The 22004-nt window shown below is 72.3% G+C and carries 20 protein-coding genes; 8 read left to right on the forward strand and 12 right to left on the reverse strand.

Features of this window, described 5'->3' with window-relative positions:
- Positions 1–28: 28 nt before the first annotated feature.
- The 4 genes from BO39_RS17125 to BO39_RS17140 form a co-directional block, all read right to left on the reverse strand.
- Positions 29–892, reverse strand: coding sequence for a CarD family transcriptional regulator (locus BO39_RS17125; protein ID WP_245615225.1), 864 nt, complete (start codon positions 890–892; stop codon positions 29–31).
- A 330-nt stretch (positions 893–1222) separates the two neighbouring features.
- Positions 1223–1555, reverse strand: a complete 333-nt coding sequence (gene fdxA, locus BO39_RS17130; protein WP_043835573.1) for a ferredoxin FdxA — start codon at positions 1553–1555, stop codon at positions 1223–1225.
- 136 nt (positions 1556–1691) lie between these two features.
- Entirely contained in the window at positions 1692–1985 is a 294-nt protein-coding gene (locus BO39_RS17135) for an RNA-binding S4 domain-containing protein (protein WP_043835575.1), read from the reverse strand.
- A 9-nt stretch (positions 1986–1994) separates the two neighbouring features.
- Positions 1995–4985 carry a helicase-related protein gene (locus BO39_RS17140; protein ID WP_245615226.1) on the reverse strand — a complete coding sequence of 997 codons (2991 nt, stop codon included), beginning with the start codon at positions 4983–4985 and terminating at the stop codon, positions 1995–1997.
- 70 nt (positions 4986–5055) lie between these two features.
- Between BO39_RS17140 and BO39_RS17145 the strand changes: the two genes are divergently transcribed.
- Positions 5056–6327 (forward strand): MFS transporter, encoded by a 1272-nt coding sequence (locus BO39_RS17145; RefSeq protein ID WP_169742775.1) that lies wholly within the window; start codon positions 5056–5058, stop codon positions 6325–6327.
- 16 nt (positions 6328–6343) lie between these two features.
- On the opposite strand, the gene BO39_RS17150 is transcribed toward BO39_RS17145, so the two are convergent.
- From BO39_RS17150 to acnA, 3 genes are all read right to left on the reverse strand, one after another.
- Positions 6344–7105, reverse strand: a complete 762-nt coding sequence (locus BO39_RS17150; protein WP_043835580.1) for a metallophosphoesterase family protein — start codon at positions 7103–7105, stop codon at positions 6344–6346.
- Positions 7102–8013, reverse strand: coding sequence for a diacylglycerol/lipid kinase family protein (locus BO39_RS17155; protein ID WP_043835582.1), 912 nt, complete (start codon positions 8011–8013; stop codon positions 7102–7104). The genes BO39_RS17150 and BO39_RS17155 overlap by 4 nt, the downstream gene beginning before the upstream one ends.
- Positions 8014–8168: 155 nt before the next feature.
- On the reverse strand, positions 8169–10874 hold the full coding sequence (gene acnA / locus BO39_RS17160; RefSeq protein ID WP_043835585.1) for an aconitate hydratase AcnA: 2706 nt from the start codon (positions 10872–10874) through the stop codon (positions 8169–8171).
- Positions 10875–10976: 102 nt separating this feature from the next.
- Between acnA and ccmA the strand changes: the two genes are divergently transcribed.
- The 4 genes from ccmA (at position 10977) to BO39_RS17180 (ending at position 14177) form a co-directional block, all read left to right on the forward strand.
- Positions 10977–11567, forward strand: a complete 591-nt coding sequence (gene ccmA, locus BO39_RS17165; protein ID WP_245615228.1) for a heme ABC exporter ATP-binding protein CcmA — start codon at positions 10977–10979, stop codon at positions 11565–11567.
- Positions 11564–12214 (forward strand): heme exporter protein CcmB, encoded by a 651-nt coding sequence (gene ccmB / locus BO39_RS17170; protein WP_043835588.1) that lies wholly within the window; start codon positions 11564–11566, stop codon positions 12212–12214. Before ccmA ends, ccmB begins: the two co-directional genes overlap by 4 nt.
- Positions 12215–12302: 88 nt before the next feature.
- Entirely contained in the window at positions 12303–12674 is a 372-nt protein-coding gene (locus BO39_RS17175) for a hypothetical protein (protein ID WP_043835590.1), read from the forward strand.
- A gap of 447 nt (positions 12675–13121) precedes the next feature.
- Positions 13122–14177 carry an alginate lyase family protein gene (locus BO39_RS17180; RefSeq protein WP_169742776.1) on the forward strand — a complete coding sequence of 352 codons (1056 nt, stop codon included), beginning with the start codon at positions 13122–13124 and terminating at the stop codon, positions 14175–14177.
- 3 nt (positions 14178–14180) lie between these two features.
- Here BO39_RS17180 and BO39_RS17185 read toward each other — a convergent pair whose 3' ends face one another.
- Both BO39_RS17185 and BO39_RS30090 read right to left on the reverse strand, forming a co-directional pair.
- A complete protein-coding gene (locus tag BO39_RS17185; RefSeq protein WP_052402227.1) occupies positions 14181–14633 on the reverse strand; it encodes a response regulator in 453 nt (150 codons plus the stop codon).
- Positions 14594–15604, reverse strand: a complete 1011-nt coding sequence (locus BO39_RS30090; protein ID WP_052402228.1) for a histidine kinase dimerization/phosphoacceptor domain -containing protein — start codon at positions 15602–15604, stop codon at positions 14594–14596. Before BO39_RS30090 ends, BO39_RS17185 begins: the two co-directional genes overlap by 40 nt.
- 139 nt (positions 15605–15743) lie before the next feature.
- On the opposite strand from BO39_RS30090, the gene BO39_RS30095 reads away from it, so the two are divergent.
- Positions 15744–17243: a sensor histidine kinase gene (locus BO39_RS30095; RefSeq protein WP_052402229.1), complete on the forward strand. Its 1500-nt coding sequence runs from the start codon at positions 15744–15746 to the stop codon at positions 17241–17243.
- Positions 17244–17251: 8 nt separating this feature from the next.
- Here BO39_RS30095 and BO39_RS17200 read toward each other — a convergent pair whose 3' ends face one another.
- Genes BO39_RS17200 through tsaD form a run of 3 tightly spaced genes read right to left on the reverse strand, consistent with a single transcriptional unit; the run spans position 17252 to position 20099 of the window.
- Positions 17252–18250 (reverse strand): NAD(P)H-dependent glycerol-3-phosphate dehydrogenase, encoded by a 999-nt coding sequence (locus BO39_RS17200; RefSeq protein ID WP_043835599.1) that lies wholly within the window; start codon positions 18248–18250, stop codon positions 17252–17254.
- A complete protein-coding gene (locus tag BO39_RS17205) occupies positions 18247–19071 on the reverse strand; it encodes a 23S rRNA (adenine(2030)-N(6))-methyltransferase RlmJ (RefSeq protein WP_043835600.1) in 825 nt (274 codons plus the stop codon). Before BO39_RS17205 ends, BO39_RS17200 begins: the two co-directional genes overlap by 4 nt.
- Positions 19068–20099 (reverse strand): tRNA (adenosine(37)-N6)-threonylcarbamoyltransferase complex transferase subunit TsaD, encoded by a 1032-nt coding sequence (tsaD, locus tag BO39_RS17210; RefSeq protein WP_043835602.1) that lies wholly within the window; start codon positions 20097–20099, stop codon positions 19068–19070. Before tsaD ends, BO39_RS17205 begins: the two co-directional genes overlap by 4 nt.
- 121 nt (positions 20100–20220) lie before the next feature.
- Between tsaD and hemC the strand changes: the two genes are divergently transcribed.
- Together hemC and BO39_RS17220 are read left to right on the forward strand one after the other, a co-directional pair.
- On the forward strand, positions 20221–21249 hold the full coding sequence (hemC, locus tag BO39_RS17215; protein ID WP_084698201.1) for a hydroxymethylbilane synthase: 1029 nt from the start codon (positions 20221–20223) through the stop codon (positions 21247–21249).
- Positions 21242–22003: a uroporphyrinogen-III synthase gene (locus BO39_RS17220; protein WP_052402231.1), complete on the forward strand. Its 762-nt coding sequence runs from the start codon at positions 21242–21244 to the stop codon at positions 22001–22003. Before hemC ends, BO39_RS17220 begins: the two co-directional genes overlap by 8 nt.
- Position 22004 lies beyond the last annotated feature (1 nt).

The raw sequence follows: 22004 nt of genomic DNA on the forward strand, positions 1-22004 counted from the left end.
AAGGCAGCCGGGCCCACTCGATGGCGTCCTACTTTTCCGCCTTCTCGCCCTTCTCGCTCGTCTTCAGGTAGTCCAGCAGCTTCTGCGTCGCCGCCGTCTTGTCCGTACGGTCCAACGCACCGACCTCGGCTGCCAGCCGCTCCAGCGCCAGCTCATAGATCTGCCGCTCGGAGAAGGACTGGTCGGGCTGGCCGGCGTTGCGGTGCAGGTCGCGCACCACCTCGGCGATGGCGATCGGATCGCCCGAGTTGATCTTCTGCTCGTATTCCTGGGCGCGACGGGACCACATGGTGCGCTTGATCCGTGCGCGGCCGCGCAACGTCTCCATCGCCTCGCCCATGACCTTCTCGGACGCGAGCTTGCGCAGGCCAGAGGAGGCGGCCTTGGCCATCGGGACCTTCAGGGTCATCCGGTTCTCCTCGAAGGTGACCGTGATCACCTTGAGGGTCTGGCCGGCGATCGGCACGTCCTCGATCCCCTGCACCTGGCCAACGCCATGAGTGGGGTAGACGACGAAGTCGCCCGCGCGGAAATCCTTTCCGGCATTTCCCAGCGGCTTTGGCGGCGGCGCCGGGCGCATCGGCGCCTGGATCACGGGCTCTGCGGCAACCGGCGGGGGCTCGGGGGCGGCGGCCTGCGTCTCGGCCATGCCCGGAGCCTCCGTGACCTTCGCGCGGGCCGAGGATTCGGTCTTGGCCGCGACGTCCGTGCGCGCCGCGGCAGCCTTCGGCTTCGGCGCCGGGCTGGGCGCCGTGGTCGCGGCCTTCTTCAACGCCGTGGCCGGCGCCGCCTCCGTCTTGCGCTCGCTCGCCACGGCCTGGGCCGCCGGCGCGGCGGCCGTGTCCGGGCTCGTATTGCTCGGGGACTTGCTCCCGGCGGGTGCCTTCATCATGCTCTCCGCAATCTCTCTCGCCGCCTGCCCTGCCAGGACCGCCCCAAGGCCGACGCATCGGCCGACGACGGAAACCGGAAGGAGGACGAGGGGCCTGCCTTGCCGGGTGCCGCGCCGGTCAGGGCAAGCGCCCCCGGCCTCGCCAGGGTGAGCCCCGTCGCTACAACCTTCGTGCATCGACCCGGCCGCCCGGATGGCTGAACCGTTCCGCAGCAGACGGTATCACGAATCGCTGGCCCGGTCACGCGGCAGGGGATCATCACGGCGCAACGCGGTGGAAGCGCGCGGGTTTTCCCCTTGCGGACAGGCGCGGCCCTGCGGCCGGGCGGCTCAGCCCTGGCCGGGCGAGGCGTCGAACAGCTTCGCCTTGTCGGGCTTGCCGTCCCACTCTTTCGCGTCTTCCGGCGGCTCGCCCTTGCGGGAGATGTTTGGCCACTGCGCGGAATAGGTGCGGTTCAGTTCCGCCCAATCGGTCGCGCGCTCGTCGCTGTCCGGGAAGATCGCCTCGGCCGGGCATTCCGGCTCGCAGACGCCGCAGTCGATGCACTCGTCGGGATGGATAACGAGCATATTCGCGCCAACGTAGAAGCAGTCCACCGGACAGACCTCGACGCAATCCATGTACTTGCAGCGGATACAGTTCTCGGTGACGACGTAGGTCACAGTCAGCCCCTTATACGGCCCACGGAACGGTGGGCGGCCCCGACGGGGCGGAGATGGACCGGGCAGGCCCGGCATGCAAGCGCGGGAATCGACAGGCAGGACCGCAGCGGGCGAACAGCGCGCGTGGGAGGCTCACTCAACCGGCCGGAAGCTCCTCGTAGAGCAGCCGCGCCTCGGCCGGCGGGCCGCGCCGCTCGGCCAGTGCCTGCACGCGCCAGACCTTCACCACACCGCGCTCCGCCCCGCCCAGGGCAAGAGTCAGCACGTCCCCCGGGCGGAGCCGCGCGTGCGGCTTGTCCACGGGCTGGCGGTTCAGGCGCACCCCCCCGCGCTCGACGAAGGCGGCGCAGGCGGACCGGGTCTTAATCAGGCGCGCGCACCAGAGCCACTTGTCCAGGCGCTGCCAGTCCCGGTCCTCGGTCTCCGCCATGCCGCCGCGTCAGGTCTTTCCGAGCTTCAACCGCGCGAGCACGGCGAAGGGGCTGTCCGGGTCGGCTGCCTTGTCGCGCCGCGCCTCGAAAACGGGGCGGGGCTGCGGCGGGCCGTCGTCGCGGCGGTCGCGGCGGGGGCCCCGGTCGCCGCGAGGCCCATCGAAGCGCTGCCCCTCGGGGCGCGGCCCACGCGGCGGTCCGTCCCCGCTCGGGCGGGGGCCACGGTCCTGGCGGTTGCCGCGGTCGCCGGCGGGCCGGCCTTGCTGGCCACCTTCCGCATTGCGCTCGCCGCTCTGGCGGTTGCCGTGCCGGTTGTCGCGGCGCGGCGGGCGCGCCTCGCGGGCGGCCGGAGTCCCCTCGGCCTGGGGGGCGCCTTCGGTGGGCGCGGTCTCCGCACCCTCGGGAAGTGGCGTGCCCTCCGCCGGAGCGGCCTGGGCGCCGTCGCGGTTCTGCCGGTCGCGCCCGCGGCCGCGACGCTCACCGTCGCGCTGCCGTCCCTCCGCCGGCTGCCCCTCGCGGCGCGGGCCGCGATGGCGGTGGCCGTCCTCGCGCCGGGCGGCCACGAGCTGCGGCGCGGGCGGTCCGTGGGCACCCTCCTCCAGCGGCTCCGGTGCGATCAGGCGGAATCCGAGGGCGTTCAGCACGGCCGGCAGCGTGTCGGCTTTAGCGCCGAGCCGGCTGGCCACGTCCATCGGCAGGGCGGCCGGGGAGCGGCGGGTCAGGTGGCCCAGCTCCCCTGCGATCCGCTCGGCGACGTCCAGCCGCACCAGGGCAGGTCCGGCCTGGACCCAACCCATGGTGGCCGCGAAGCCGCGCGGCCAGTCGCGCGGTGGCACGATGGAGACAAGGCCGCCGCCGGGCAGGGAAGGAACGGCGGAGTTCGCCTGCAGCGCCCAGAGCTGGGCGCGCAGCGCCATCGGGCGCGGCTTCAGCATTTCCGGGATGTAGAGGGCGAAGCGGCCGGCGCGAACGCCGATCGCCTTCAGCTTGCCGCGCAGCTCCGGCGTGATCTCGCGCTCCGTGCCGCCGGGGAGCAGGCCGAGGTATTCGCGCAGGCGGAACAGATGGCCGCGCAGCTCCGCGTCCTCGGCGGCCTTGCCTTCGGCCTCGATCAGCGGGGCGAAGTCGCGGGCCACCAGGGCGTCGAACCAGGTGGCGAGCTTCGCGCGGATACGGTCGCGCTGGGCGCTGTCGATGAACTCGGAGTCGATCGGCTCGATGACCGGCTTCTCGGGGGAGGTGCCGGGCTTGAGCTTGGCGACCTCCGCCGGCTCGTCCGCGCCCTCGGCCTTCCAGGTGATGCGCTGGAACTTCGTCAGGGCGAAGGCATCGTCCGGCGCGGTCTCCAGGGCGGCGACGCGGCGCGGCATCTCCTCGCGTAGCGCGCGGCGAGCGGCGCGGAGCATCACCTTGCGCTCCTCCTCGTCCTCGGCGTCGGCCGAGGTCTCGAAGACGAAGCCCTTCACCTGCCCGACGGGATGGCCTTCCACCACCACGTCCCCGTTGCGCGCGACGGCGGAGAGAAGGTCGTCCTCCCCCTCGTCGAGCTTGCGGATGAGGTGGGCCGCCCGGCGGTCCACGAAACGGGCGGTCAGGCGTTCGTGCAGCGCGTCGGAGACGTGGTCCTCGGCGGCGCGTGCGGCCTCCTGCATGGCGGTTGCGTCCTTCAGCCAGTCGGCACGTGCGGCGACATAGGTCCAGATCCGGATACCCGAGAGCCGGGCCATCAGCGTATCGAGGTCGCCCTCGGTGTTGTCGAGATAGTTAATCTGCGATGCCACCCAATCGCTGGGCAGCGTGCCCTCCTGCGCCAGGTGCCCGAAGACCCGGGCGCAGAAGCGGGTGTGGCTCTCGTCCGCCAGCTTGCGGAAGTCCGGGATCTGGCAGGCCTCCCAGAGGAGGCGCACGCGGGCGCGGGAATCCGCCAGCCGCCGCACATCCGCCTCGCGCGAGAGGGCCTCGAGGGTCACGTAGTCGGTCGCGTCGTTCCCGCGCGCGAGGCCCTGGAAGGGTGGCGGCTGGGAAAGGCTGTTCAGCAGCCCGTCAATGCTCGCCAGATCGAGGTCGCTGTTGCGCCAGGCAAGTGTCGTCAGCGGCTCGAAGTGGTGGCCCTCGATCTTGTAGACCATCTCGTCCGAGAGCGGCGGGCAGTCGGCAGTGACGCCGAAGGTGCCGTCGCGCATCCCGCGCCCGGCCCGGCCGGCGATCTGTGCGGCCTCCTGTGGGTGCAGAAGGCGGGGGCGGTGGCCGTCGAACTTCTGGAGGTTGGCGAAGGCGACATGGTCCACGTCCATGTTCAGCCCCATGCCGATCGCGTCCGTCGCGACGAGGAAGTCCACCTCACGATTTTGGTAAAGCGCCACCTGGGCGTTGCGGGTGCGGGGGGAGAGGCGCCCCATCACCACCGCGCAGCCGCCACGACGCCGCCGGATGGCCTCCGCGATCGCGTAGACCTCCCCCGCCGAGAAGGCGACGACGGCGCTGCGCGACGGCAGGCGGGTGAGCTTGGCCGGGCCGGCATAGGTGAGCTGGGAGAGGCGCGGGCGGCTCTCGATCTCGGCCTGGGGCACCAGCCGCTGGAGGAGGGGGCGGATGGTCTCGGCGCCCAGGAACATCGTCTCGACCAGCCCGCGCGCGTTCAGCAGCCGGTCCGTGAACACGTGCCCGCGGTCGGCATCGGCGCAGAGCTGGATCTCGTCAACCGCCACGAACTCGGCCTGACGGTCGAGCGGCATGGCCTCCACCGTGCAGGCGAACCACTTCGCCCCCGGGGGGATGATCTTCTCCTCCCCGGTGATGAGGGCGACGTTCCGCTCCCCCTTGGCGGCCACCATGCGGTCGTAGTTCTCGCGGGCCAGCAGGCGCAGCGGGAAGCCGATGATGCCGCTGGAATGGGCCAGCAGGCGTGTGATGGCCAGATGTGTCTTGCCGGTATTCGTGGGGCCGAGAACGGCCTTCACGCGGGAGGGAAACATCTGGCGGTCTGAGGACGGGCTCATTGGGCGCGACGTGTGGCCCCGCGTGGCCGCCTTGGCAAGCGCCGAGGTTGGGGGGAGGGTGGGCCAGCCCATGAACGCACCGCTTCCCGGACCCTCGCCCGCCGCCGAAACCCTCCCCCGCGGCGACGATCCGGCCACAACCGCGCAAAGTGAGGGAGCTGCCGCCGCCAATCCTGCGCCATCTGGCAAGCCGCCGCCGGAGCCCCTGGTCCGCCTCGCCCTGCTGCTCGCTGCCTGCTTCCTCGGCGTGGGCGTCACCATGCCCTTCCTGCCGCCCTTTCTTGCCGGCAAGGGGCTCGGGCCGCAGGCGGTGGCGGGGGTGCTCTTCGCGGGCTCGCTGGTGCGCTTTGCCGTCGGCCCCGCCTTCGGGCGCCTCGCAGACCGGCTGGGGGACGGGCGGCTCGTCCTAGCGCCCTGCGCGGCGGCGGCGGGCCTGGCCGCGCTGATCTTCCTGCCGGCGGAGGGGTTCCTGGCGATGCTGGCCGTGCAGGTGGCCTTCGCGGCCGCCATGGCCCCCCTTGGCCCACTGGGGGAAGCCTTGACCTTGGCGGCGACGCGTCGTGCCGGGGCCGATTTCGGGCGCGTTCGCTCGGCGGGATCGGCGGCCTTCATCCTGGGGGCGGCCGGGGCGGGGGCCGTGGCCTCCTGGATCGGCTACGCCGCGATGCCATGGCTCCTGGGCGCCTGCTATGCCGCCGCGGCCTTAACGGCCTGGGCGTTGCCCCGTGCCGGGCAGCCGCCGAGCCCGCCCGTGGCGGCGAAGGGTGGGCTTCGAAGCCTCTTCGCGCTCCACCTGCTGCGGCGGCCCGGCTTCGGGCGGCTGGTCGCCATCACCGGCCTCGTCCAGGGCAGCCACGCCGCCTATTATGGCTTCTCCTCCATCCACTGGGCGCGCGCAGGGCACTCCCCGGACACGATCGGCCTTCTTTGGTCGGAAGGGGTGCTGGCGGAGGTGCTGCTCTTCTTCTGGGCGCGGCCGCTGCTCGGGCGCCTCTCGCCGCGCGCCCTCATGCTGCTGGCGGCGGGCGCCGGGCTGCTGCGCTGGTCCGCCCTGGCGGCCACGACCGAACTCTGGGCCCTCGTTCCTCTGCAACTCCTGCACGCGCTCACCTTCGGCGCCCAGTATCTCGGCGCCATGCGCTGGCTCTCGGCCCATGCGCCGCCTGGGGAGGCGCTCTCGGCCCAGAGCCTGCACGCGGCGCTCGGCAATACCGGGGCGCAGGCCCTGGCGATGCTGGCGGCCGGTGCACTCTACGCCGCTGCTGGCCCCGGCGCCTTTCTGGCCATGGCGGCACTTTGTGCTCTCGCACTGCCGGTGGCCTGGCATTGGCGGGCGGGGTGAGGGGAGGTGCCGGTCCCTAGGACCAACGCTCCCCGTCCCAGTGATGCGCGGTCCATCGCGCCCTGCCGTTCTCCACCACCACGCGGTTATAGGCGTTCTGCTCTCCTCTGAGCCGCGTGGAGATGGCCGAGCCCGCCTGCAGGACGAGGAGCGTGTCGCCCTCCGCCGCGGTGACGGCGTGGAGGTTGTGGTAGCCCACGTGCAGGTGCCCCGAGAGCACCAGCCGCACCCCGGACTGGGCGAGGTCCCGCAGCGCCCGCTCCCCACGCTTCACCACCGGCGTGTCCGGCCGCTCCGGGGGCGCGAGGAAGGGGTGATGGGCCACGACGATCCGGAAGGGCCCCTCCGGCAGGCGCCTGAGCCGGCGGAGCAGCCGCAGCAGGCCGGAGCGGGGGATCTTCCCGTTCTCCCAGTTGAGGTGCAGCCCCCCGCGCGAGACGGTGTTGAGGCCGATCACCTGGATCTCCTCATCCTCGAACATCGGCTCGGTGTCGGGCGCGATCATCGACTGCCATCGCCCGAAAGGATCCAGCAGGCGTTCCCAGAGGTAGTAGGCGGTAATGTCGTGGTTCCCCGGCACCGCCAGCCAGGGCACCTTCAGCGCGTCGAGGAAGGCGCGGGCGGCGCGGAACTCGCGCGGGCGGGCGCGCATGGTCAGGTCGCCCGAGATCACGACGAGGTGGGCGGGGTCCGAGTTCAGCCGTTCGAGCAGCGCGTCCGCGGCCCGCAGGTCGACCCGCCGGAAATGAAGGTCGGAGATGTGGTCGATGATCCTCACCTTTCCGCCTCCGGCGGGGCAAGGACCGTCAGCGCGCGCGGGTGGATGGCGTATTGCAGGGGCGTCTCAAGGATGCAGGCCTCGCCGTCGTTCATCACCCGAAGGCGCCGACGTCGGGAACGGATGGTGAAGGCAGGGCCGGAGACGATCTCGATCTCGCGCGAGCGCTTCCAGATGCCGAGCGCCATGGCCAGCAGCATTTTCGCCGACCAGCCGATGGAGAAACGGCGGCTGACATAGAGGTGCAGCGCCCCACCATCGAGGGAGGGGCGGTGGAACATCCTTCCCGTCCCCTCCTCGTAGTCGTTATTCACGACCGAGAGGGCGCGGGTCCAGATTCGCCAGGGCTTGTGCCAGCCGGGCGCATTGACCATCAGCCGGTGTGGCCGTTGGCGCAGCAGCGTGCGGAAGGCCGCGATGAAGACCTTCAGCAGGGAGCGCCAGGTCTTCTCCCGCCGGTGCAACTCACGATAGCGATTGATCGTGTTCGGCAGGCCGATGACGGACTGGCAGAGGAAGACCTCGCCGTTCACCTCGCCGACATCGATCCGCCTCTCGGTCGCGCGGCCAAGGGCGAGTGCCGCCTCCACGGGGTCGAGCGGCATGCCGAGGTCCCGGGCGAGCAGGTTGAGCGTGCCGAGCGGCAGGACCGCGAGGACCTTGCCGCTCTCGCCGAGGCGCGCGGCGACGCTGCGGATGGTCCCGTCGCCGCCGCCGACGATAACGACCGGCGCATCCGTGGCGATGGCCGCCTCCACCCGCCCCTGCATGTCGGGCGCGGCGTCCTCGGCGATGATGGTGAGGTCGAAGCCCGCGCTGCGCAGGGCCTGCGGAATAAGCTGTGGCAGTTCAGGACGGGCCGACAGCGTCCCCGCCCGCCCGTTCATCACCAGGACAGCCCGCCTCATGGGGCGCCGAACGTCCAGGACCCTAGCTCCCCCTTTTGCGCCGGGCGAACGCGGCGCGGCGCGGCAGGGTTTCGCGGGCGGTACGGCCTGCTTGCGAAAAGGGGCGCGGACCCTTCGGCCCGCGCCCCCTCAACTTCTTCGCCGTAGCCCCTGGATCAGGCGGCGACCTTAACCCCGGCCATGCTGCGGAGCACGTAGTGCAGGATGCCACCCTGCTTGTAGTACTCGACCTCGTCAGCCGTATCGACGCGGCACTGGACCTGGGTGCGGACCTCGGTGCCGTCGGCGCGGTGGATGACGATGTCGAGCAGCATGCGGGGCTTGAGGTTCTCAAGGCCCAGGATGTCCACCGTCTCGTTGCCGGTGATGCCGAGGCTCTTGCGATCCTCGCCCGGCTTGAAGACCAGCGGCAGCACGCCCATGCCCACGAGGTTCGAGCGGTGGATGCGCTCGAAGCTCTCGGCGATCACGGCCTTCACGCCGAGCAGCATCGTGCCCTTGGCCGCCCAGTCGCGGGAGGAGCCGGTGCCGTATTCCTTGCCGCCGAAGATCACCAGCGGCACGCCCTCGGCCTTGTACTTCATGGCCGCGTCGTAGATCGGCATGACGTCGCCCGAGGGGTAGTGCTTGGTGATGCCGCCCTCGATGCCCGGGACGAGCTCGTTCTTGATGCGGATATTGGCGAAGGTGCCGCGCATCATGACCTCATGGTTCCCGCGGCGCGCGCCGTAGGAGTTGAAGTCGTTCTGCCGGACCTGGTGTTCCAGCAGGTACTCGCCGGCGGGCGAGGCCTTCTTGATGGAGCCGGCCGGGGAGATGTGGTCGGTCGTGATGCTGTCCGCCAGCTCGGCCAGGATGCGGGCGCCCGACACGGAGGCGACCGGCGCGGGCTCGGGCGAGATGCCCTCGAAATAGGGCGGGTTCTGCACGTAGGTGGAGCCCGAGTTCCAGCGATAGGTGTCGCTGCCCATCTCGACCTGGATGCCCTGCCAGTGCTCGTCGCCCTTGAAGACGTCGGCGTAGCGGGACTGGAACATCGTGCGGGTCAGGACGCGGTGGACGACCTCGTTAATCTCCGCCTGCTCCGGCCAGATGTCCTTGAGGTAGACGGGCTGGCCATCGCTGCCGGTGCCGAGCGGCGCCGTGGTGATGTCCTTCGTGATGGTGCCAGCGAGGGCATAGGCGACCACCAGGGGCGGGGAGGCGAGGTAGTTGGCGCGCACGTTCGGGTGCACGCGGCCCTCGAAGTTGCGGTTGCCCGAGAGGACGGAGGCGACGACGAGCTTGTTCTCCTCCACCGCGTCCACGATGGCATCCTCCAGCGGGCCGGAGTTGCCGATGCAGGTGGTGCAGCCGTAGCCGACCGTCTGGAAGCCGAGCGCGTCCAGTTCGGGCTGCAAGCCGGAGGCGTTCAGGTAGTCGGTGACGACCTGGGAGCCGGGGGCGAGCGAGGTCTTTACCCAGGGCTTCGGCTTCAGCCCCTTGGCCCGCGCCTTCTGCGCGACGAGGCCGGCGGCCACGAGCACATAGGGGTTGGAGGTGTTGGTGCAGGAGGTGATGGCGGCGATCACCACGTCCCCGTGCCCGAGGTCGTAGTTCGCGCCGGCCACCGCCACGCGCGCATCGGCCGGCGGGGCGCCTGGGGGCGTGAGGTTCGGCAGCTCCTTGGCGAAGGAGGGGGCGATGTCGGTCAGCACCACCTTGTCCTGCGGGCGCTTCGGGCCGGCCATGGAGGGCACGACGGTGGAGAGGTCGAGCTCCAGCATGTCGGTGAAGACCGGGTCGGGCGTGCTGTCGTCGCGCCACATGCCCTGGGCCTGGGCGAAGGCCTTCACGAGGGCGATGCGGTGCTCCTCGCGGCCCGAGAGGCGGAGGTAGCCGAGCGTCGCCTCGTCTACCGGGAAGAAGCCGCAGGTGGCGCCATACTCGGGCGCCATGTTGCCGATCGTCGCGCGGTCGGCCACGGGCAGGTGCGTCAGGCCCTGGCCGTAGAACTCGACGAACTTGCCGACCACGCCCTTCTTGCGGAGCATCTGCGTGACGGTCAGCACGAGGTCGGTCGCGGTGACGCCCTCGCGCAGCTTGCCGGTCAGCTTGAAGCCGATGACGTCGGGGATGAGCATGGCGATGGCCTGGCCGAGCATCGCGGCCTCGGCCTCGATGCCGCCCACGCCCCAGCCGAGCACGCCGAGGCCGTTCACCATCGTGGTGTGGCTGTCGGTGCCGTAGCAGCTGTCGGGATAGGCGTACTCGTCGCCGGCATCGGTCGCGGTCCAGACCACCTGGGCGAGGTATTCGAGGTTCACCTGGTGGCAGATGCCGGTGCCCGGGGGAACGACGCGGAAGTTGTCGAAGGCGGCCGAGCCCCAGCGGAGGAACTCGTAGCGCTCGCCGTTGCGCTCGTACTCGATGTCGACGTTCTTCTTCAGCGCGTCGGCGGTGCCGGAGACGTCCACCATGACGGAGTGGTCGATGACGAGGTCGACCGGGACGAGCGGGTTCACCTTCTGCGGGTCGCCGCCGAGCTTCAGCATGCCGTCGCGCATGGCCGCGAGGTCCACCACGGCGGGGACGCCCGTGAAGTCCTGCATGAGGATGCGCGCGGGGCGGAAGGAAACCTCGCGGTCGGACTGGCCCTTCTCGAGCCAGCCGGCGATCGCCTTGGCGTCGTCCACCTTGTAAGTGCCGCCATTCTCGAAGCGGAGGACGTTCTCCAGCAGCACCTTCAGGCTGTTCGGCAGGCGGGCGAAGTCGGTGCCCAGGGCCTTACCGGCTTCGGGGATGGAGAAGTAATGATAAGTCTTGCCATCGACGGACAGCGTGCGCCGCGTCTTGAGGGTGTCCTGGCCGATCTTGCTCATGCGTCGCAACTCCCCTGGGCATGCTTGAAATTCGTGGCTGCTTGAAGCATGGCGGTGCTTTCCGGTCCAGGGGCAGGACCGATACCTTGGGGGTATGGCACCTTGCTGGCGGCGGATGAACTGGCCGCCCGGCGCGGCGGCAGGGTGGTCTTCGCCGGTCTCTCCCTACGGGCCGAACCGGGGGAAGCGCTGCTGCTTCTAGGCCCGAACGGCGCCGGCAAGTCGACCCTCCTGCGCGTGCTGGCCGGCCTGCTCCGCCCCGCCGCCGGAAACCTGAGCTGGGAGGGGGAGGAGATCGCCCTCGATCCCGCTGCTCACGGCGCCCGCACCCGCTATCTCGGCCACCAGGACGCCATCAAGCCGGCCATGACGCCGGCGGAGGACCTCGCCTTCTGGGCCCGCCTCCGCGGCGGCGACCCGGGGGCCGCGCTGGCGGCGCTGGGCCTCTCCGCCTTGGCGGGGCTGCCCTGCCGTACCCTTTCGGCCGGCCAGCGTCGCCGGCTGGCGCTCGCCCGCCTCCTGCTCGGCGATGCGCCCCTCTGGCTGCTGGACGAGCCGACGCTCGGGCTCGACACCGCCTCGGTTGCGCGGCTCGGCACCCTCCTTGCGGCGCATCGCGCGCGCGGCGGGATCGTGCTCGCCGCCACCCACCTGCCGTTGCCGCTGCCTGGCGCGCGCGAGTTGCCGCTTTGATCGCCGTGTTCCTGCGCGAGCTGCGCCTCGCGCTCCGCCACCCCGCTGAGGCGCTGGCAGCGGTGCTCTTCTTCGTCATTGTCTGCGCGCTGTTTCCTTTCGGTGTCGGGCCCTCGCCCGAGGCACTGGCGCGGCTGGCGCCGGGCGCGCTCGTTACTGCGGCGCTGCTCGCTGCCCTGCTGCCGCTTGACCGCCTCTTTGCGGCGGAGGCGGAGGACGGCTCGCTCGACCTGCTGCTCACCACCGGCCTTCCCCCGGCTGCGCTGGCCGGCGCCAAGGCCGCGGCGCACTGGGCGGTGACGGGCGTGCCCCTGATCCTCGCGACGCCAGTCGCCGCCGCCCTCCTTGCACTTCCAACCGAGGCCTGGGGTGTGGCGATCCTCGCCCTCGGCCTCGCCTCGGCCGTTCTTTCGCTTCTCGGCACGGTGGGTGCGGCGCTGACCCTCGGCGCGCGTCGGGGAGGGGTTCTGCTCCCGCTGCTCGTCCTGCCGCTCGCGGTACCCGTCGTCATCTTCGCCGCCGGGGCCATCGAGGCGGCCTCGGCGGGCGGAGAGGCGCGGCCTTTCCTGCTGCTGCTCGCGGCCTTCCTCGCCGGTGCCCTGCCGCTGACCCCTCTCGCGGCCGGCGCGGCGCTGCGCGAGGGTTGAACGCGGAGGCGTCTTCCCCGCAGGCCCGGCCGCGCTACGATGGGGCATGGCATTTAAGGGAAAGCCGCCGGGTTCCGGCTCCGGGGAGATGTCGCGCCGCACGGTGATGCTGCGCCCCGCCATCGACCTTGAGCCCCGCAAGCGCGACGAGGCCCGCCGCCTCCGCCGCGCCGGCCACGAGCCCGCCTTCATTGCCGAGACCATCGGAGCGCCCATCGAGGAGGTGGAGAAGGCCCTTGTCCAGATGCGCATGCCGCGCCCCGAGACCACGCGCGGCACCCTGAACGTCACCCTCGCCGCCCACGCGCTGGTGATGAAGGAACGCCAGGGAAACGAGCCGCTCTGGCAGACCATGGACCGGCTGCTGGACGAGCTGCTCCGCCTCCGCGCCGCCGAGGCCGCCCGCGCCCGCCGCCGGCGAGAGGATGAGGGCGCGCTGCCCCTCTTTCCCGAGGGCTGAGGGCGGCCTGACGCGGGCCGCCCCTCGGTGCAGAATAGGGATATGACGTTCCGCCGCGCCGCGCTGATCCTCGCTTGCCTGCTCGCCGGGCCGGCACTTGCCCAGGCGCCGCGGCCCCCGGGCACCGGCTCCTCCGCCCGGTCGCAGCTGGGCGTCGCGCCGGGCAAGCAGGCGACGGTTAAGGGAACCGCCGCGCCTAATCGCCCGGCGGCCACGGCATCGCGCGGTGCCGTGCCGCCCCGCAGCGCCTCCGCATCCCGGCCTGCCGCGCCGCGCGGCGGCGCAGCTCGGGGCACTGCGGCTTCGCGAACAAGGTCCCCGGGCGCCGCCGCATCCCGCCCGGGTCTCGCGGCGTCGCGCCCTCCCGCCCAACCGACACCCGCCGCTGTTCCTGCCGCGCCCGTCGTCCTCCCCGCGACCGAAGCGGCCGTCGTGCCGCATGGCGCTGTGCCCCTCCTCCCCGCGGCAGCGGCCGCGCCCTCGGCGGTGCCGGTCGCGCGTCGCGGGGCACCCGTGCTCGCCGGCCCCTTCCTCCCCGCACCCGAACCTTCCGGCCCCATCGCCTCCTGCGAGCCACCCGGCGCCCCCGTGCGGAACCTCGAGAGCACCGGCTTCTACGCAGACCCTGCCTTCTCCCGGCCCGATCCCCTGCGGATGCGCGCGGATGCGGAGGCCGGGCGTCCGCTGGTCGATTGGCTCTCCCTCGTCCAGCGCGCCGTCGCTCGGCACCGCGCGGGCGAGGCCGGGGCGGCGGCCTGCGCCCTTGCGGCGCTGGACCAATGGGCGAAGGGCGGCGCGCTGCTTGGCGCCTTCAACCTCCAGGGCGGCTACCACCGGAAATGGGCGCTCGCCGGCGCCGCGCTTTCCTTCCTGGCCATCCGCGAGGCGCCGGGACTCGACCCCGTGGCGCTCGGCCGTACCGCCCGCTGGCTCGGCGAGGTGGCTGAGGCGGTGCGGCCCCATTACGAGCGCACCTCCACCGCCATCATCAGCGACGTCCGTAACAACCACGCCGCTTGGGCCGGCCTCGCCGTTGCCGCAGCCGGGATCGCCGGTGGCAACCGGGCGCAGCTCGACTGGGGCGTGGCCCGCCTGCGCGCCCAGCTCGCCCAGGTCGATGAGCGCGGCGTCCTCCCGCAGGAGGCCAAGCGCGGCGCCATGGCCCTGCACTACCACCTCTTCGCACTCGACGCGGTCGCGGCGCTGGAGCGACTGGCCGCCGCGAACGGCATCGCGCTGACCGAGGGGGAGCGCGCCGCCTATGCCCGCCTGCGCGACCTCTGCCTCGCCGCGGGGCGCGACCCGGCCCGGATGGAGGCGATCGCAGGGGTTCCCCAGTCCGACCCCTGGCTGGGCGAGCGCGCGCCGCTCGCCACGGCGAATGGGCTGGAGATCGCCTCCATCGCCACGCCCGATTCTGGGCTGGAAGAGGCTCTGGCCCCCTTCCGCCCCTATGCCGCACGCTGGCTCGGCGGCGCGATTACCGGATGGTGGAAGGGCTGAGGCCTACCCGCATGCGTCGCGCGGCGGGCTCCCGCTCGGGCCGCTCTCTTCCTGGCGCTCGGCACCACGGGCCGCGCTTGCCAGCACGGCGGTCAGCGCCGAAGGGCTCACGGGTTTCTGCAGGATCGCGAGCGGCCCGGTCGCCTCGCAGCGTGCGCGGAAGGCCGGGTCGCCGGAACCGGTGACGAAGAGGAAGGGCGGCCCGCCGCGCGCCCGCAGCATCCCCGCGAGGTCCACGCCGTCCGCCCCGCCCGGCAGCTTCACGTCGAGGCTGACGAGATCGACCGTCTCGCCGTCTAGGATTCGAAGGGCCGCCGCCACGGTTGGCGCGATGCCCGCCACCTCGTGGCCAGCATCCTCGATCACCTGCCCGAGGTAATCCGCGATGAGAAGCTCGTCCTCGACGACGAGCACCTTCAGGGGCCGATGCCCCGTGTTGGAACCGTGATTCGCCATGTCGTGCCGGGGAGTGATGCCCCGCCAGTCTCCATCTCGCCGCCGACCTGCTGCACGAGGCGATGGACCAGCCGCATACCCAATCCCCCCGATCCCCCCGATCCGCCCTTGGGCTCCGCCGGCTGCTTGCCGTTGCCGTTGTCCGATATCTCAAGGCGGAAGCGGTCCGCGTCAATCCGATGGAAGCGGACACCCAGCCGTCCCTCGCCCTCGGCGAAGCGGGCGTGCTGGAGCGAGTTGGTGATCAACTCATTCGCGACCAGGGCGAGGGGCACCGCCAGGTCCACTGGCAGGGGGGTGGCCTCCACCTCGACCGATGCCGTGACGCCACGGCTGTCGAGCCCGAGCAGGTCGTCCACGAGCTGCCCCAGGAAATCCGCGAAGTCCACGCGGCGGAAGTCGCCCCCACGGTAGAGCCGTTCCTGCAGGAGGGAAAGCGACTGCACGCGCCGGCCGAGATCCTCGAGCTTCGTCCGCGCGTCCGCGTCCGCGATCGCGCGGGCCGTGAAGCTGATCAGCCCGACCATGAGCTGCAGGTTGTTGTGCAGGCGGTGGTAGAGTTCCTGGGTCAGGAGGTCCCGGTTCTCCTCCAGGCCGCGCCGTGTCTCCGCCCTCGTCACGGCCGCCCGCGCGGCGGCGGCCAGCCGCTGCAGCTGCCGTGCCGACTTCACGACGTAGTCATCGAACCCTGCCTTGATGGCGCGGACCGCGACCTCCTCGCTGCCGGTACCGGTGAACATCACGGCGGGGCAGCCTGGCGCTACGGTCCGAACCCTCTCCAGGATATCGAAGCCGGTCGTCCAGTTCAGTTCGAGGTCGGAGACGAGCAGGCCGGGCGGCGTTCGCATCGCCTGGTCGAGGGTGGCCGGATCGCCGGCTTCCAGGATCTCGGCCCCCGGGAACTCGCGCCGCATCGCCCGCGCGGCCAGGCCTCGGAAATCAGGGTCATCATCGGCAATCAGGATTCGCATCGCCCGAGAACGACGCGGCCCCGGCCAGGGTTGATCCCGGCTCTGCGGCGCGATCGTACCGCAGGATGAAACCCACCATGGGCTGCTTGCCTTGGAATGTACCCTTGCTTGAGACGGACGAGAGGAGACGGTCCCGGGCATGACGGCGATGCTGAGCGAGGCAGAGCCCTATGGCCGTTCGACGGGGCGAGGGGGCCTTGGCCCGCCCGCTTGGCGACCGCGATGGACAGGCGACCTCTCGGCCCTTGCGGCCGTCGCCGTGGCCACCTCCCTGGCCATGCTCATGGCAGGGGTCATCCTGCTGAACATCAACCTGAGGCGCATCGCGGAGGCGCGGGCGCTGGTGGAGGTCACGGTCGCCGTGCTGGACGGCGCCAGGTCCGTCGTCGTCGGAATCGTTGACGCCGAGACCGGGCAACGCGGCTACCTGCTGACGGGGGAGGCGCGATACCTCCAGCCCTATGACACGGCGGTCCGGCGGATCTGGAATGATTGGGAGCACCTGATCGTCCGGGTACGCCTCCCCGAACAGCGGCGGCGGCTGTTGGCGGTCCGCCCGCTCATCGAAGAAAAGCTGGCGGAGCTGGCGGAGACCGTCCGCCTTCGCCAGCACTCGCTCGACGACGCTCTGCAGGTGGTGCGGACCGACCGGGGCATCCGGATCATGGACGAGATCCGCACCCGCTTCAGCGAGTTCGAGGGGGTGGCGCGCGACCTGCTGGTGGAACGTAGCCGCATGCAGGAGGAGCGCACCCGCTTCACCACATGGGTGGCGCTCGGCTGCGGCGCCCTGGCGCTCATCTCCGCCGCCCTTGGGGGCTTCATGGTCCTGCGCCGCCGGGATGTGCGCCGGCTGGCCGAGCAGAACCTCAGCCTGGAGCGGCAGGTGACGGCGCGGACGGCGGCGCTGGAGGAGTCCAACGACGAACTGCAGGCCTTCGCCGCGGCCATCTCGCACGACCTGCGCGCCCCCGCCCGCGTCATCGGCGGCTACGCGGCCGCACTGGAGGAGGATGCCGGCGAGCGCCTGGCCGCGGAGGAGCGCGGCTTCCTCGCGCGGATCGCCGGGGCGGCGGCGCGGATGGATGGGCTGATCGACGACATTCTCGGCTACAGCCGCCTCGCGCGGCAGGATCTGCCGCTGAGACGGGTTGCGCTGGAGGACGTGGTCGATGCCGTGCTCGACAGCCGGCGGGAGGAAGCCGCCGCGGCCAATGCACGGATCGAGCTGCGCCGCCCGATGGGCGCGGTGCGTGGCCACCTTTCGGCGCTCACCCAGGCCTTCGGCAACCTCTTCGGCAATGCGCTGAAATTCACCGCGCCGGGCCAGCGGCCGGAGGTGCTCATCCATACGGAGCCCGGCTCGCCCGGGACGATCCGTCTTCTGGTGGAGGACCGTGGGATCGGCGTCGCGCCCGGACAGGAGGAGCGGGTCTTCCGCCCCTTCGAGCGCCTGCACGGCCGGGAGGCCTATCCCGGCACCGGGGTTGGGCTTGCGATCGTGCGGCGCGTGGCCGAGCGCCTCGGCGGCCACTGCGGTGTCGCTTCACGGCCGGGAGGTGGCAGCCGTTTCTGGATCGAGCTGCCGGCCTGGACGGAGGAAGGCGCCGGCGACCCGCCTCGCCGCCCGCCGGAATAGGGAACCGGCTACTCGGCGCGCGGCGGGCGGCCCATCAGGCGCTCCACGGCCGCGTCCATTTCCAACGTGCCGTCCAGCACGGCGGCCACGGCGGCGCAGACCGGCAACTCCACCCCCGCCTGCGCCGCACGGGCGAGAAGGGCCGGCGCCGTCGCCACACCTTCCGTTACCGACTGCCGCCCGGCCAGCACGGCCGCCGCCGATTCCCCGCGCCCGAGGGCGAGGCCGAGCGAGAAGTTCCGGCTGCCCGCGCCCGCGCAAGTGAGCATGAGGTCGCCGAGGCCCGAGAGCCCCGCCACTGTCTCCGCCCGCCCGCCGAGGGCCACGACCAGCCGCGCGATCTCGGCCAGGCAGCGCGTGACGAGGGCGGCGCGAGCGTTCTCGCCCAGCCCCGCGCCCATCACCGCCCCGGCCGCAATCGCCGCCACGTTCTTCGCGGCCCCTGCCACCTGCACCCCCAGCGGGTCCGTGCCGGCGTAGAGGCGGAAGCCCGGGGAAGCGAGGCGTGCCATCACCTCTCCCCGCAACGCCCCGTCCGCCCCCGCTACCACGGCCGCGGCGGGAAGGCCCGCCGCCACTTCATGCGCGAAGTTCGGGCCGGAGAGCACCGCCGCCGCCAGCTGCGGCCGGGCCTCCGCGAGGATCTCCAGCGGGAAGCGCAGCGTCCCGGTCTCTACCCCCTTCGCGACCACGACGCAGGGCGGCAGCGCGCCCAACCCCTTCAGCACGGCGCCGAGGTGCTGGGTCGGCACTGCCAGGATCGCGAGGGAGGCACCGGCCAGCGCCGCCCGCGCATCTCCCGTTACCGCCAGGCCAGGGGGCAGGGGGGTGCCCGGGAGGTGCCGCGCGTTCTTCCGAAGCGCGTCGATCGAGAGGGCCTGCGCCGGCTCCCTTGCCCAGAGAACCACCTCCTGCCCTGCCGCCTCGGCCGCGCGCGTGGCCTGGATGGCCAGTGCGGTTCCCCAGGCACCGGCGCCGATCACCGCGACCTTATTGCCCCCGCTCATTCCGGCACGATCTCCGTCACGGCCCAGCCGCCGCCACTCCCGTGATCGTCGAAGCGCGCTTGGAGGGCGGCCAGGAGGGAGCGGGCCGTCTCCGCGAAGCCGTAGGGTGGGTTCACGACGAGAAAGCCGCAGCCGTTCAGCCGCCGCGGGTCGGTCGGCTCGCGCAGCCACAGCTCGCAGCCGATCACGTCCCGCAGGCCGGCGGCGGCGATGGCATCGGTGAAGGCCCGCACCGGCGTTCGGTGCTTGATGGGGTACCAGGCCGCCTGCACCGCTGGGCGGAAGCGCTGCGCCAAGCGAGCTATCGCGGCCGAGAGCCGGGCGAACTCGTCCTCCACCTCGAAGGGCGGGTCGAAGAGCACCAGCCCGCGCCGCTCCGGGAAGGGAGTGAGGGCGGTGATGGCTTCGTACGCGTCCCGCCGGTGCACGGACACCTGGGGATCGCCCTTGAAGGCCGCGCGCAGCGTCGCGGCGTCCTCCGGGTGCAGCTCGCAGAGGGAGAGGTGGTCCCCCGGCCGCAGCATGGCGCGGATCAGCGCCGGGCTGCCCGGATAGGTGCCCGGCGGAAAGCTCCGCACCAGGGTGAGCCAGGGCAGCAGCGGCCCGTCTTGAATGGCCTCCAGCAGCCCGATGCCGTCGCGCCATTCTCCGGTGCGCCGGGCCTCCTCGGATTGCAGGTCGTAGAGGCCGATGCCCGCATGGGTATCGAGCACGCGGAAAGGCGTCGCCTTCCGGCCCAGCGCCGCGACGAGGGCGTGCGCCAGGGCGTGCTTCATGCAATCAGCGAAATTCGCGGCGTGGAAGGCGTGCCGGTAGTTCATGCGGGCGGGGTCAACTCGTCCAGTGGCCAGCGGGGGCGGGGGGCGTGATCCCAGGGATCGGTGAGGCCGGCGTGCAGGCGCTCGATCCCCGCCCAGGCGACCATCACCGCGTTGTCGGTGCAGAGGCGGATGGGGGGCGCGACCATCGGCAGCCCCGCGGCCGCCGCGACGGCGGTCAGCGCCGTTCGCACCCCGGTGTTGGCCGCGACGCCGCCCGAGACCACCAGCGCGGTCGCGCCCGGCGCCATGGCGAGGGCGTGGCGCGCCCGATCCGCGACCACCGCCGCGACCGAGGCCTGGAAGGAGGCCGCGATATCGGCCGGCGCGGCCACGCCCTTGGCCACCGCCTGCGCAACGGCGGTCTTGAGGCCGGAGAAGGAGAAGTCGCAGCCCGCCCGCCCGAGAAGGGGGCGTGGCAGCGGCACGCGGGCGGCGTCGCCCCCGGCCGCCAGCCGTTCGAGATGTGGCCCGCCCGGCCAGGGCAGGCCCAGCAGCTTCGCCGCCTTGTCGAAGGCCTCGCCCACCGCGTCGTCCAGGGTGGTGCCCAGGCGGCGGTAGCGTCCCAGCCCCTCCACTGCCACGCACTGGCAATGCCCGCCCGAGAGCAGAAGGAGAAGATAGGGAAAGGCCGCCCCGCCCGGCAGCAGGCCGGGAAGCCGGGGGGTGAGCGCGTGCGCCTCCAGGTGGTTCACCGCGACGAAGGGCAGGCCTTGGGAGAGGGCCATGCCCTTGCCGAAGCTCGCGCCCACGATCAGCCCGCCGATCAGCCCAGGGCCCGAGGTGGCCGCCACTCCGCCGAGGTCGCCCGGCGCGACGCCCGCGCGCTCCATCACCCCGGCCACCAAGCCCGGCAGGTGGGACAGGTGGGCGCGCGCGGCCAGTTCCGGCACCACGCCGCCGAAGCGGGCGTGGTCCTCGGTCTGGCTGAAGACCGCTTCGGCCATGATCGTCCCGTCCGGCGCCAGCACGGCCGCCGCTGTCTCGTCGCAACTGCTCTCGATGCCCAGGACCGGACCCTTCAGGTCCATCCGCCATGCCCCCGCCTGCTCGCGGCGGCTTCTAGAGCAATTCCGGCGCGGGGAGGAAATGCGCGGCAGATTCCCGCTCCGGTCGTTTCCGGGGAGCGGTGAACGTCTCTATAAGGCCGCCATGTCGCTCGCCCATCCCGGCCCCCGTTCCAGCCACGGGGGCGGCGCATCCGCGGAAGCAACGCGGGTGCGGCCCCATATGCGCTCCCTGCCCCTTCGCGTGGGCACGCGCGGTTCGCCGCTCGCCCTTTGGCAGACCCGCTGCTTCGTCGGGATGGTCACGCATTTCTGCCCGGTGCTCCGCGCCGCCAATGCTTTCGAGGAGCACGTGATCCAGACCTCGGGGGACCGGATTCAGGACCGGCGCCTGGCGGATCTCGGCGGCAAGGGGCTCTTCGCGAAGGAGATCCACGAGGCGCTGCTCGACGGCCGCATCGATTTCGCGGTGCATAGCCTGAAGGACCTGGAGACGGAGATGCCGCCCGGGGTGGTGCTCGCCTGCACCCTCAAGCGGGAGGACAGCCGCGACGTCCTCATCCCCGGCCCGCACCTGCCGCCGCTCGACCCTTCGGACCCGATCGGCAGCATCCCGGCCGGCACGCGGCTCGGCACGGCCAGCCTCCGCCGGCAGGCCCAGGTGCTGCACGTCCGGCCGGACCTGCGGGTCGGGATGATCCGCGGCAATATCCAGAGCCGCCTTCGCAAGCTGGAGGAAGGGGAGGCGGACGCCACCCTCCTTGCCCTTGCCGGCCTTCGGCGGATGGAATTGGCGCCGGAGGGAATGATGATCATCGACCCCGAGGCGATGGTGCCGGCGGCGGGCCAGGGCATCGTCGGCGTCACCGTGCGGGCCGAGGACACCGAGCTGCACGAGCTTCTCTCGGGCATCGAGGACCGGGAGGCCCGCGCCGTCTCCCGCGCCGAGCGCGCCCTGCTCGCCTCGCTCGACGGCTCCTGCCGCACGCCCATCGGTGGCCATGCCCGCCTGTTGCCCGATGGCCGCCTGCACCTGACCGGCCTCGTCGCGCGGGCGGACGGTTCCTTCCTCCTCAAGCGCAGCCTGCACGGCCCGGCCGCCGACGCGGAGCGGATCGGTGTGGAGCTGGGCAGCAGCCTCCGTGCCGACAGCCCGGCGGACATCTTTGGTTGAGAACGAGGATGAAGCGGGCGCGCCCGCCTGCCTGATCACGCGGCCCGAACCGGGGGCCGCCGCCACCGCGGCGCGCGTTGCCGCGCTCGGGTGGCGCCCTGTTCTGGCGCCGGCCCTTGTCCTCACGCCCCTGCCGATGCCGCCCGCGCCTGCCGCGCAGGCTGCCCTGGTAGCCAGCGCCGCCGCCATCCCTTCCCTCGCCGCCGCCTGCCCGCCCGGTTTGCCGCTGCTCGCGGTGGGGGAGGGGACGGCCGAAGCCGCGCGCGCCACCGGCTTCGCCACCGTGTTCGCCGCCGGCGGTGATGCCGAATCGCTCGTGGCCCTCGCTACCGCCCGGCTGGCTCCGGGCGATGGTCCCCTCCTGCTCGCCGCCGGCCGCGGCTACGGCGACGACCTCGCCGCGTCCCTTACCGCTCGCGGCTTCGCCCTTATCCGCCGCGAGGCCTATGCCGCCGCCGAGGCCGCTGAACTGCCCGCGCCCGCCCGCGCCGCACTCGTTGCAGGCTCGGTCCGCGCGGCGCTATTCCTCTCGCCGCGCAGCGCGCGCGCGGCCGTTTCCCTCCTGCGATCGGCCGGCTTGAGCGGCGCGGCAACTGCCATCCGCGCCATCGCGTTGAGCGGCCGGGTGGCCCGCGCCCTGGACGACTTGCCCTGGGGGGGGCTGGACGTGGCGGCGCGACCGGATCAGGACACGTTGCTGGGCCTTCTCGGCCCCGCTCCCCCGCTGGCCCCTCACGCCCGACCAGAAGGATGAC

This window comes from Roseomonas aerilata DSM 19363 (assembly GCF_000711725.1).
Classification (GTDB): domain Bacteria; phylum Pseudomonadota; class Alphaproteobacteria; order Acetobacterales; family Acetobacteraceae; genus Roseomonas; species Roseomonas aerilata.